The sequence below is a fragment of the Leisingera sp. F5 genome (genome assembly GCF_001593695.1).
This window is the reverse complement of sequence record NZ_LUKH01000066.1, coordinates 1-10,473: the sequence shown is the minus strand read 5'-3', so window position 1 is coordinate 10,473 and position 10,473 is coordinate 1. Positions and strand designations below refer to the sequence as shown.

The window sequence follows — 10,473 nt, the reverse complement described above, 5'->3', positions numbered from 1 at the left end:
CGGCATTGGCAACCTCATGTGCTGCGTTGGGCTGCCCAAGCGCAGTCTCTGCCGCTGCCAAGTGACGCAGGATACCCTGGGCCACGGCTGCCGTGGCCGCCTCGAACAGCGCCTGGCGGTCATGCGATGCAAGAGCCGCGCTGATTGCGCGGGCCTCATCCGGGCTCACCCGCGACATGGCATCTTCAGACAATGCGCTGCCCGGTGCCGGTGCGGTCCAGCTGTTTTCGATTTTTTCCCAGGGAACCGGGGTCAGGTTCCCCATGAACAGTGTCAGGCGGTAAGCGGCAGAGCGCGGCGCCCATGGGGCTTGCTCAATCGCGGTGGCCCCGGCGGCCACCGGCAAAAGGCCGACTAATGCCGCTGATATGAGGTTTTTCATGGTCGAACCTACAAAAGTTAGCTTTGGCTAAATTGTGTAGTTTCTTCTATGCCGTTGTCAACCCGCTTTGTTGCAGGCATACAGGGAGGCCAAACTGACATGCGATCCTATGAGCGACATGACCGAAACAGATGAAAACGCCCTCAACCGAAGCCCAGATGAACAGGCGAGCGGTTTTGAGGCCGTACGCACGGCTCATCAAAGCGAGATGGTCGAGGATTATGTCGAACTGATTGCCGAGCTGATTCACATGAACGGCGCGGCGCGGCCTGTTGAAATCGCCGAGCGTCTAGGCGTGACCCAGCCCACGGTCTCCAAGAACCTGAACCGCCTGAAACGGGAAGGGCTGATTCTGCAGGAGCCCTACCGTTCGATCCGCCTGACGGAAGAAGGCCGCCAGCTGGCCGAAGCCTGCCGCAAACGGCACAGAATCGTTGTGGATTTCCTTGTGGCTCTTGGCGTGTCGCAAGAGGTGGCCGAATATGATGCCGAAGGGATCGAGCACCACGTCAGCGAAGAAACCTTATCTGTATTCCACGCGTTTACCAGTGAACGGACAAAAAGCTGAGCTATTTTTGGCGCTATTGACTGGGGCGGCTAGAAAGCCCACAAAATTCCCGATGAGATCGTGCTGCCCATGACGAGTGCGGCTAATTTAGGCGGGCTTTCAGCACAGCAATACAGCTGCCCGCGCGATTGCCTTCCGGTTTTACCCCTATCAATCTGCAGGCTGGAAGCATCCGTGAGTGATTTATTGCCGGGAGACGAGGAGATCTATTGTCTACCGGCAAGAGGCATCCAATCTTCCTCGGCATGAGACGCTTTCCAAGGCTTCCGCTGGAACCGGTGTGCCTTGCATCGACTGTCATGAACCATGTCCAAACAACTCCGCGCCGGTGTGCATGTTGGCGGATGCCTCAAACTCCAGAACGGAATAGCGGATGCCATAGTGTTTTGCGAGAGACGATTTGATATCCGACTTGATCTGCTCAGCATTGGCAAGGCATCCCTCTTCGACTACCACATGGCAATCGAGCGCGACCTCGTGTTCCTGCATTTGCCAAAGATGCACGTGATGAACATCGGCAACACCGTCCACGCTCCGGATCACTTCCACGACCCCCTTGCCGTCTATGTCCGGCGGGCTGCCCAGCATCAGCGTCCGGATTGGGCGGCCGATCTCGGTCACAGCGAGGTAGAGAATGTAAAGCGCGATACCAATTGTGATCGCAGGATCAACCCACTTCATGTCATAGAGAATGATGAGCGAGCCACCGATAATCACGGCGACTGAAGCCAGCGCATCAGAAAGGTTGTGCAGGAAGAGTGCTCGAATGTTAACACTGCCTTTCTGCATCGAGTAAGTGAGCAATGCGGTTAACGTGTCCACCACTAGCGCAATGCCGCCGAGGATTACGACAGTCCAGCCCGCAACCTCGGGGGGGTCGATCATCCGCATGCCCCCCTCGTAGATGAGATAGACACCAACCAGTATGAGCGTTGTGTAGTTGACCAGCGCAGCGACAATCTCGATCCGGCCGTAGCCGAAAGTCATACGCTCGTCGGCGGGCCGCCGGGCGATCTTGCGCGCGGCAAACGCGATGAGGAGAGATGCCATATCTGAAAAGTTGTGCAGCGCGTCCGCGATCAAAGCGAGGCTGCCCGCGAAAATTCCGCCGACGACTTGAGCGATGGTCAGAAGGGCATTCGCCCAGATCGCGATGGAAATCCGACGGTCTCCAGAAGCAGGATCGATATGAGCATGGCCATGATCATGCGGCATCTTGGTTTTTCTCGTGGCGGTGGTTCACTAGGCCCAGTCCCGGGATGTGCGGCACGTGCCCGGACCGTATTGCGCGGACACGAGCATTCATCCAGTGGCGGATAACTTTGCGATAGAGCCAGTCACGCAAAATTCCGAACGCCTGCCGGTGGTCCCGGTAGAATTCGTCCGGCGTGCCGAAAGTTCCAAAATCCCGGGCAATACCAGTTTTCTGAATATAAGTGTCTCCACCTGTCCAATCGACTGGTGGCGCGCTCAAACAATTGGTTCCGGCACCATAGCCGCATAGGCTTTCGGTACCGGAAAAGGCGGCCTGGAGCGTCCCTAAGAATGCCTCGTCAAGGATGAAACCCTCGAGATTGACCCAGCCTTCCTCTGTCTCGGCCTCCACCCATGAATGCAAGATCTCGTCTGGAGCAATTGGATAAACGATCTCTGGTACCACGCCCCGCTGCAGCGCCTTGTGGATCGTGAAGCCATGCAGCCGGCACCGCACACCCACTCCGCGTAAAAGCGCCATGAGCAGTGTGCCCTTGGTGTTGCACTGGCCGTAGCCGTCGGTGAGAACCCTGGAGGCTGGGATGTCATCCGCGTGGTTGTAACCAAAGGCAATCTCGTTGCGGACGAAGCCGTACACCGCGCCGATTTGCTCATGCTGGGCCAGTTCCTTCCACCCGCGGTTCGTTATTAGCCTGGCAATTGACGGATGGTCAAAGTCCAATAGCCTCGTAGGCTTAAGAAGCGGATCTGCCGGATACACTGCATTTCTCCTCGAATCTTGCAAGAAGGGGTGTAACCGCTACAGTAACTGTAGCTTCAAGCCCTAATCCTGCAATCGCTATCCAGGATTGTCAGGATCATTTGCCTTTAAGCTGTTATGTGGTCCACTCCTTTTGCAGGCTGTGAGCCTCCAGACTTCGTGCTCGCAGCGGCTGCCTTCGAAAGAAGGCATGTCAGTGCTTAAATGCACAACGCCCCGGATAGTTGAGAGCTGCACTCATACGCCGATTTCGTCGTGCTCCGTCAGACATTCGGCATGATCACGGAGCACCTCAAGGACCCGGCAATCAGATGTCTTGCCGCCACTGCATTCATGCACCATTCGTTCAAGCTCAGTGCGCAGGGCCTCAAGTCTGGCGATCCGCTGATACACCTGCTTCAACTGCCGCCGTGCTATAGCATCGGCTTCGTCGCAGGACCGTTCCGGATGGTTGCTCAGATCGAGTAGTTCCCGGATTGCATCCAGAGAAAAGCCGAGCTGGCGCGCGTGACGGATGAAGGATAGGCGATCAAGCTCGGCTTCACCATAGCGCCGCTGACCGCCTTCGGTCCTGCCTGGTTCGGGCATCAGGCCAATCTGTTCATAGTAGCGGATGGTCTGGACTTTGGTGCCAGTCTTCTTTCCCAAACTGCCAATCGTGAGCATACGCACCCCCAGGACGCTACAGTTCTGGTAGGTTTAATTGGGTCTGGCACTGGCCACAACTCAATTCACAGACACGCGACAAAGTCCCTCTCCTGAAAAAAACGGTTGAACCTCTAGTAGCTGCAGGGTGTAGACGCGCAAAAAATACGTGGAATCAGAAACGGGCTGCTTGCTTTGAAGCTTAAACTCCTTCGGAAAATTCTTTGGGCGCTGGCGGCTGTTGCGCTAATTTGGCTTTTGCTTTGGGCGGATTATCGTGCGGATCAGGCACGTGAGACGCAGTCGGCTTTCCGTGCGGCCTTCGAACTCACGGACCATCAAGGAATAACACGGACGCAGGAAGACTTCGCCGGGCGGTGGATGCTAGTCTTTTTTGGCTTCGCGAACTGCCCCGATGTCTGCCCGACGACTCTCGCTGAGGTCGCCGCTGTGATGGAAGGTCTAGGTCCGGACGCCGGGCGGATTCAGCCGCTCTTCATCTCGATCGATCCCGAGCGCGATACACCAATGACGCTTGCAGATTTCGTACCGCGCTTCGAGGCCGGCATCATCGGTCTCACGGGGACCCCGGACCAGATCGACCGGACAGCGAAGAGCTTTCACATCTTTTACGAAAAAATCGAGGAGGCTGCGGCCCCCGGCGGTTACACTATGGGGCATTCCTCGCAGCTGTTCCTTTTCGATCCTGAAGGTGGCTATGTCACGGCGTGGCCCTATGGCACGCCAGCAGAAGAGATCGTATCCAGTCTGAGAGAGCAGATTTCCTTATGACATTCAGGCTATCATCCGACACGTCGCTCGCAGCCGCATGGATCGTTGCACTAGTTTCCTCACTGTCTGTTTTGTTCATTGGCGAGGTTCTGGGGCAGACGCCTTGTGTCCTCTGCTGGTTTCAACGGGCATTCATGTTCCCGCTGGCGGTTGTGCTGGGTTGCGGGCTCTGGTGGCGGGACAGGAGGGCCGGCCGCTACGGTGTCGCGCTTTCTCTCGCCGGCGGAGCCATCGCATTGTGGCATCTCGGCCTTTTCTGGGGGCTCATTCCAGAACGCATCCAGCCCTGTACTGCGGCAGGTCCGTCCTGCACTGACCAAGGCCAGCTTGTCCTCAGCGTGCCAATCCCGCTGCTCTCGTTCCTGGCCTTTGCCCTCACCGCTACCCTGTCAGCCGCTTCTTTGAAGGAAAATACCGAATGAACCGCCGCTCATTGATCCTTTCCGTTTCTGCTCTCGCAGTTGCGGCCTTTTCTGGCGCCTCTTGGTATGCAACGCGATCAGAGCCCATTGAGGAGGCCACTTCAGTCACCCCGGAGATTGCCGACGCTTTGATCCGGCCCTATTCGCCGGTTCTCGGTGCCGAGGACGCCCCCGTGACCATCGTGGAGTTCTTCGATCCTGCGTGCGAAGCCTGCCGAGCTTTCTACCCGGTCGTGAAGGATATTATGGCCGAACATGGCGATACAGTGCGTGTGGTGATCCGCTACACACCGTTTCACGGGGAAGCTTCGGAAGAAGCGATCCAGGTCCTCGAAGCTGCGCGCATGCAGGGGGTCTTTGAGAAAGTTCTGGAAGCGATACTGCGGGATCAGCCCCGCTGGGCGTCCCACGGTGCGCCCGAGCCGGGCCTCATCCTCAATATCGCTGCGGTCGCAGGTCTCGACGCAGAAGCCGCGCGGGCGCAAATGCGCCTGCCGGATATTGTAGGCATCCTCAATCAGGACCGTGCCGATGTCGAAGCCGTGGGTGTGCGCCAGACGCCGACCTTCTTTGTGAACGGCAAGCCGCTCGCTACTTTCGGCGAGGCAGAATTGCGCGCGCTGGTCGCAGCCGAAGTCGCGGCAACCAATAGCTGAGTGACAATCTGAAAGGAAACTGGCGAAATGAAACCGGTACTTCATGCGGGCCTTGCAGCACTCGTGCTGCCATTCGGCGCCGCCTCCGCCGCGCTGGCCGGTTCCGGCCAAGTAAGCGTCGAGAATGCCTGGTCGCGGGCATCTATCGGCACCAGCCGTCCCGGAGCTGCCTACATGGAGATAGTGAACGAAGGCGATGAGCCGGTCACACTGACAGGTATCAAGACTGATATTGCCATGATGCCTGAAATTCATCGGAGTTCGACGAACGAACAAGGCGTCAGTTCAATGGCTCCCGCGGGTGACGTGTCTATTGCGGCAGGAGAGACCGTCGCGCTGGAGCCCGGCGGTCTGCATGCCATGCTGATGAAACTTCAGCGCCCGATGAAGGAAGGGGAGACTTTTCCGCTTTCGCTTGTTTTTTCGGACGGTGGCTGGGTAACGGTCAACGTGCCGGTTCTTGGCATCGCAGCGCGCGGCCCGGGAAACTGATGCGGCGGCGTTCAGCTCTCGGATATGGCGCGGCGGCATTTGGTGCGATTGGCCTGACACTCTTGCTGGGCTGGTGGCGTGTGGACGGCCCCGGCGCACCAGAGCCCATGGGCCAGCGGCCCTTGCCGCTTACGGCGATGGACTTCCGCCTGACTGACCACAAAGGGCAGCCTGTCGGCCCTTATACGCTTGTCGGGCGCCCGTCGATGATATTCTTCGGCTTCACCTACTGTCCTGACGTCTGCCCCACGACGCTCTCGGACATCTCAAGCTGGCTGGACATGATGGGCGAGGACGCCGAGCGGCTGAACACCATCTTTATCACGGTAGATCCCGAGCGCGACACTGTCGACGCTATGGCAGAGTATGTCGGCTACTTCCATTCGGCGATCCGCGGCTGGACCGGTCCAGAAGCGCAGATCAAGCGTGCAATCGAGGGCCTTCGCGCGACCTATGAGAAGGTTACTGGCGAAGATGGGAGATACACGATGAACCATACGGCGAAGGTCTTTCTGTTCGATGCCGAGGGACGCTTCGTCAGCACTATCGACTACCACGAACCGAGAGAATTCGCAGTTCCGAAAATCCGACGCGCGATGAAAGTTAGACTGGAGGGAGCAACATGAGGTTGAGGTGCCTGATGGCCGGGCTGGCGGTAACGAGCGGGATTTCGGCGGCGGTCGCAATGGTCGCCACATCCTACTCAACTGCGCCTGTTCAGCCGACCCTAGCCGAGGCTGGCGTTTGGGAACCTGCACCTCTCACACCGCCTCAGTTTCTGGAGGAACCCGCTTACAGAATTGCTCGCACGCAGTCTAAAAATGCGCCGGACTTTCGCCCGCCGTTCCGCCCGGCCGTAGTAAGGAATGATGCTCCGGTGACTGCTATTGAACCGTCACTCACCACATGGTCACGCGAAATAGCTCCGGGCGAGACGCTTGATGCGGTTCTGGCCGAGACCGGGCTTGCCGCCACAGACCGCGCAGAGATCGCCCTTGCGATTGGCGCAGAATACGATCTCCGCCGACTGCGCCCCGGTCACGCAATCACTGTCATATCCACGACAGATGGAAGCCCTCGCAATGTGACCCTTGTTGTCGAAGAGGGCATACGGATCGAGGCATTATTTGGAGAGCAGCTCGCCACCCGGGTTGTGGCCCCTGAACCCGAAATCGTGACCCTTGCTGGCGAGACCAGGATCGAAACCTCGATCTTCGGGGCACTGGACGATGCCGGGATACCAGCCCGGTTCGCCGTCGATCTGGCGCAAATGCTGGGCGGCACAGTGGATTTCCGGCGCGAACTGAGGGGTGGCGAGACGCTGCGCCTTCTCTGGCGCGAGGCGCGGGTTGCGAACAAGGCTGTCCGCCAGCCCGAAATTTCGTTCGCTGCATTGGACCTTGGAGACGCTCTCTATGAAATAGCCTGGCCAGAGGATGGAACCGGCAAGGCTACAATCTATCTCGACGGCGAAGTGCTGCGTGTCTTTTCCCAGCCAGTAGAGGGCGCGCGGCTAACTTCCGTCTTCGGCCGCCGCAAACACCCGGTCTTTGGCAATGTCCGCATGCACACTGGTGTGGACTTTGCTGCAGCGCGTGGAACGCCTGTCCGCGCCACTGCGCCCGGAAGTATTGCGTTTATTGGATGGCGCGGTGGCTATGGCCGTGTTGTCGAGATTGCCCATGGTGCGGACACACTGACCCGCTATGCTCATCTCAGCGCCGTGCCCGAAGGTCTTGCTGAGGGTCAACGCGTGTCGGCCGGGGATACCATCGGCCGGATCGGCGCGACGGGCACTGCGACCGGCCCCAATCTGCATTACGAGGTGCGCGTAGACGGCCGGCCCACTGACCCGCTCTCCGATGACCGGCTCGCCGAGGCCGCCGGACGCGCGACACCGGACACAGCGGCGCTTACACGCCTGAGGGCGGCACGCGCCAGGCTGGAGGAGCAGCTTGCCAGCGTGATCGCCGCGAACCCCAATGAAAGGCTTTGACCATGAAACGACCGATCGCCGCCCTGGCATGTGCTCTTGCCCTGCTCCCCGCCGCACAGGTGCTGGCCCAATCGACGCCCATTGAGGTTAAAAAGACCAATGGCTGCGGTTGCTGCCTCGCCTGGATGGAACATCTGGGGGAAAGCGGGTTTGTTCCAAGCGGAAAAAACATGTTCGCAGGGCTGCTCGTGCGGTTCAAACTCGACAACGGTGTGCCGCAGCGCATGGTTTCTTGCCACACAGGTCTCACCGAGGGTTACGTTATTGAGGGGCATGTGCCCGCGGCCGACATTCGCAGGCTCCTTGCCGAGCGTCCCGACGCAGTGGGTCTTGCCGTACCCGGCATGCCGCTCGGATCGCCTGGTATGGATCAGGGCAGCTGGCGAGAGGCTTACGATGTGTTCCTTATCAACAATGACGGCTCGACCGAAGTCTACGCCAGTTACCCCGGCAACTGATCAGCACGATTGCACGCGGGCTGAGAACGGAGCTGTATTCCTCTGTGCGCCTGGCCGTTCAGGCTACCTTGCAACCAAATCACTTGATGATCACAGACCGGTTTCGTTTCTACGGACGGAGTATACCGATGCCTGCGAGGTGATCGTGATGGTGTTTGCAATCTCGGCCTTAAATGCCGCAATTCAAGCACCATTTGCGTGACTGCCCGCCGTCGAGCGCGGTCTATGCATATATTTCGATGGGCGTCCCGTCCCGCACCATTGCATAGACCTCTTCGATCTGGCGGTCGGACACAGAGATACAGCCTGCGGTCCAGTCGCGTTTGTTCATTGGGTCAATGCCCCGTCGCGGCCCGCCATGGATGAAGATGTCACCACCCGGAGATTTGTCTTGCGCCGCTGCAAATGCGATGTCCGCCTCGTTTGGATAAGAGATGCCGATGGAGAGGTGGAACAGACTGTCAGGATTGCGCCGGTCAATGAGGTAGGCGCCTTCGGGTGTTCGTCCATCCCCCTCAAATTGCTTATGACCTTCCGGTGCAAACCCCAGCCCGACCGGGTAGGTGCGCAAAACACCCTCAGCGCCATCCAGAACAAGCAAACGTTCTGATTTGTAGAGCCGCAAACGGGTAACTTCGGGCCCGGTATAACCACGGAACTTGCTTGCACAGCCGGATAGGAGGACGGCAATGCCGCCCAGTAGAATTCTGCGTCTCGGGATTCTGTTGATCATCGCTGCTCGGTGCCATTATTGACGGCTTGTTACCACAACCCTAGTTGAAGGGCCGGCACCAAATCAATGACCATGTGCCAAAGCGCCCTCCGCCAATTGTTCACCTGCTGGCTCGCCGCCTTCCGGCGGCGACTTGTGGCGGCCGTCCGCGTTCAGAAGCCGCAGCGCATTGGCCACCACCAGCAACGACACACCCACGTCCGCAGCAATGGCCCCCCACATCGAGGCCATTCCGAATGCAGTCGCCACGACAAAGGCGGTTTTCGTCGCTAACGAAAGGCCGATATTCTGGCGGATGATGCTCATCGTGCGGCGCGAATGGGCAATCAGCCACGGCACCTTGGCGATGTCATCTGTCATCAGCGCGATGTCCGCCGTCTCGATGGCCGCGTCCGAGCCTACGGCGCCCATGGCGATGCCGTAATGCGCCCGCGCCATGGCGGGGGCATCGTTTACGCCGTCCCCAATCATGGCAACAACCGAATGGCTGTCCACCAGTTCCTCGATGGCGGTTACCTTGTCTTCTGGCAGCAGTTCAGCGCGAACCTCGTCGATACCGACTTCGGCTGCTACCGCGCGCGCCGTGCGCTCGTTGTCGCCAGTCAGCATGACAACTGTGTTGACACCCTGTGCGTGCAATCGAGAGACGATGCCTTTGGCGTCAGGCCTGATCCGGTCGCGCAGTTCAAGAACGCCCAACACGCCCGTCTCGTCGCCCAACGCGACCAGCGTCGCCCCCGCCCCTTCGATCCGGTCCCGCAACTCATCAGGAATGGCATCCCCAAAACCTTTCTCCGCGGCGAACCGGTCAGAACCAAGCCAAACGGGCCGGTCACCCATGCGACCTTCGAGCCCTCGCCCCGGCACCGTGCGGGTATCCTCCGCAGCGGCTACTGAAACGGCGTCCCGCCCGGCGCGCTCGAGGATAGCGCGCGCTAGCGGGTGCGAGGAGCGCATCTCCAGCGACGACGCCAGCGCAAGCAGGTCCCGCGCCTCCACCATTCCAAGCGGATGGATTGCCGCAACCTCCGGTCGGCCCTCGGTGATCGTTCCGGTCTTGTCCAAGGCCAGCGCCGTCGTGCGGCCAGGTGCCTCGACATAGGCGCCGCCCTTGATCAGCACGCCCGCCCGCGCCGAAGAGGCCAGCGCCGCAACGATCGAGACAGGCGTCGAAATCACCAGCGCACAGGGGCAGGCGATGACCAGGAGCACCAGAGCATTGTAGAACCAGAAGCCCCATGCGCCGCCAGCAAGTGGCGGAAGAACCGCGAGAGCGATTGCCAGTGCCATGACTACCGGCGTGTATATCCGCGCGAACTTCGCCACCCACTGTTCCACAGGAGCGCGGCGGGAA

At 59.4% G+C, this 10,473-nt stretch carries 13 protein-coding genes and 1 pseudogene; 8 read left to right on the top strand and 6 right to left on the bottom strand.

What is annotated here, in order from left to right:
• A pseudogene (locus A2I95_RS23170) lies at nucleotides 1–382 on the bottom strand (cytochrome C); the annotation flags it as partial.
• A gap of 109 nt (nucleotides 383–491) precedes the next feature.
• Between A2I95_RS23170 and mntR the strand changes: the two are divergent.
• Nucleotides 492–950, top strand: coding sequence for a manganese-binding transcriptional regulator MntR (mntR, locus tag A2I95_RS23165; RefSeq protein WP_152612216.1), 459 nt, complete (start codon nucleotides 492–494; stop codon nucleotides 948–950).
• Between the two features lie 297 nt (nucleotides 951–1,247).
• Here mntR and A2I95_RS23160 read toward each other — a convergent pair whose 3' ends face one another.
• From A2I95_RS23160 to A2I95_RS23150, 3 genes are all read right to left on the bottom strand, one after another.
• A complete protein-coding gene (locus A2I95_RS23160) occupies nucleotides 1,248–2,165 on the bottom strand; it encodes a cation diffusion facilitator family transporter (protein WP_211037691.1) in 918 nt (305 codons plus the stop codon).
• Nucleotides 2,155–2,925 carry a transglutaminase family protein gene (locus tag A2I95_RS23155; RefSeq protein ID WP_039173604.1) on the bottom strand — a complete coding sequence of 257 codons (771 nt, stop codon included), beginning with the start codon at nucleotides 2,923–2,925 and terminating at the stop codon, nucleotides 2,155–2,157. Before A2I95_RS23155 ends, A2I95_RS23160 begins: the two co-directional genes overlap by 11 nt.
• Nucleotides 2,926–3,162: 237 nt before the next feature.
• Nucleotides 3,163–3,591 (bottom strand): helix-turn-helix domain-containing protein, encoded by a 429-nt coding sequence (locus A2I95_RS23150; protein WP_291733638.1) that lies wholly within the window; start codon nucleotides 3,589–3,591, stop codon nucleotides 3,163–3,165.
• A gap of 174 nt (nucleotides 3,592–3,765) precedes the next feature.
• On the opposite strand from A2I95_RS23150, the gene A2I95_RS23145 reads away from it, so the two are divergent.
• The 7 genes from A2I95_RS23145 to A2I95_RS23115 are packed head-to-tail and all read left to right on the top strand — an operon-like array spanning nucleotide 3,766 to nucleotide 8,386.
• Nucleotides 3,766–4,362, top strand: coding sequence for an SCO family protein (locus A2I95_RS23145; RefSeq protein WP_051357804.1), 597 nt, complete (start codon nucleotides 3,766–3,768; stop codon nucleotides 4,360–4,362).
• A complete protein-coding gene (locus tag A2I95_RS23140) occupies nucleotides 4,359–4,784 on the top strand; it encodes a disulfide bond formation protein B (protein ID WP_291733634.1) in 426 nt (141 codons plus the stop codon). The genes A2I95_RS23145 and A2I95_RS23140 overlap by 4 nt, the downstream gene beginning before the upstream one ends.
• The gene (locus A2I95_RS23135) at nucleotides 4,781–5,440 is read left to right on the top strand and encodes a thioredoxin domain-containing protein (RefSeq protein ID WP_291733633.1); all 660 of its coding nucleotides are present in this window, start codon (nucleotides 4,781–4,783) and stop codon (nucleotides 5,438–5,440) included. The genes A2I95_RS23140 and A2I95_RS23135 overlap by 4 nt, the downstream gene beginning before the upstream one ends.
• Before the next feature lie 27 nt (nucleotides 5,441–5,467).
• Nucleotides 5,468–5,932 (top strand): copper chaperone PCu(A)C, encoded by a 465-nt coding sequence (locus A2I95_RS23130; protein ID WP_291733631.1) that lies wholly within the window; start codon nucleotides 5,468–5,470, stop codon nucleotides 5,930–5,932.
• On the top strand, nucleotides 5,932–6,558 hold the full coding sequence (locus tag A2I95_RS23125; RefSeq protein WP_291733630.1) for an SCO family protein: 627 nt from the start codon (nucleotides 5,932–5,934) through the stop codon (nucleotides 6,556–6,558). The genes A2I95_RS23130 and A2I95_RS23125 overlap by 1 nt, the downstream gene beginning before the upstream one ends.
• On the top strand, nucleotides 6,555–7,928 hold the full coding sequence (locus A2I95_RS23120; RefSeq protein ID WP_291733628.1) for a peptidoglycan DD-metalloendopeptidase family protein: 1,374 nt from the start codon (nucleotides 6,555–6,557) through the stop codon (nucleotides 7,926–7,928). Before A2I95_RS23125 ends, A2I95_RS23120 begins: the two co-directional genes overlap by 4 nt.
• Before the next feature lie 2 nt (nucleotides 7,929–7,930).
• Complete coding sequence (locus A2I95_RS23115; protein WP_027255769.1) at nucleotides 7,931–8,386, top strand: DUF411 domain-containing protein; 456 nt, start codon at nucleotides 7,931–7,933, stop codon at nucleotides 8,384–8,386.
• A gap of 223 nt (nucleotides 8,387–8,609) precedes the next feature.
• On the opposite strand, the gene A2I95_RS23110 is transcribed toward A2I95_RS23115, so the two are convergent.
• Both A2I95_RS23110 and A2I95_RS23105 read right to left on the bottom strand, forming a co-directional pair.
• Nucleotides 8,610–9,119: a L,D-transpeptidase family protein gene (locus tag A2I95_RS23110; RefSeq protein WP_291733624.1), complete on the bottom strand. Its 510-nt coding sequence runs from the start codon at nucleotides 9,117–9,119 to the stop codon at nucleotides 8,610–8,612.
• Between the two features lie 63 nt (nucleotides 9,120–9,182).
• Nucleotides 9,183–10,473 (bottom strand): heavy metal translocating P-type ATPase (locus A2I95_RS23105; RefSeq protein WP_291733621.1); only part of this gene is annotated, 1,291 nt, incomplete at its 5' end.

Excerpts from the sequence above, each read along its gene's own strand:
- A2I95_RS23135 (WP_291733633.1), top strand. The coding sequence starts at position 4,781 with ATGAACCGCCGCTCATTGATCCTTTCCGTTTCTGCTCTCGCAGTTGCG.
- A2I95_RS23120 (WP_291733628.1), top strand. The coding sequence starts at position 6,555 with ATGAGGTTGAGGTGCCTGATGGCCGGGCTGGCGGTAACGAGCGGGATT.
- mntR (WP_152612216.1), top strand. The coding sequence starts at position 492 with ATGAGCGACATGACCGAAACAGATGAAAACGCCCTCAACCGAAGCCCA.
- A2I95_RS23150 (WP_291733638.1), bottom strand. The coding sequence starts at position 3,591 with ATGCTCACGATTGGCAGTTTGGGAAAGAAGACTGGCACCAAAGTCCAG.
- A2I95_RS23130 (WP_291733631.1), top strand. The coding sequence starts at position 5,468 with ATGAAACCGGTACTTCATGCGGGCCTTGCAGCACTCGTGCTGCCATTC.
- A2I95_RS23125 (WP_291733630.1), top strand. The coding sequence starts at position 5,932 with ATGCGGCGGCGTTCAGCTCTCGGATATGGCGCGGCGGCATTTGGTGCG.
- A2I95_RS23140 (WP_291733634.1), top strand. The coding sequence starts at position 4,359 with ATGACATTCAGGCTATCATCCGACACGTCGCTCGCAGCCGCATGGATC.
- A2I95_RS23110 (WP_291733624.1), bottom strand. The coding sequence starts at position 9,119 with ATGATCAACAGAATCCCGAGACGCAGAATTCTACTGGGCGGCATTGCC.
- A2I95_RS23115 (WP_027255769.1), top strand. The coding sequence starts at position 7,931 with ATGAAACGACCGATCGCCGCCCTGGCATGTGCTCTTGCCCTGCTCCCC.
- A2I95_RS23160 (WP_211037691.1), bottom strand. The coding sequence starts at position 2,165 with ATGCCGCATGATCATGGCCATGCTCATATCGATCCTGCTTCTGGAGAC.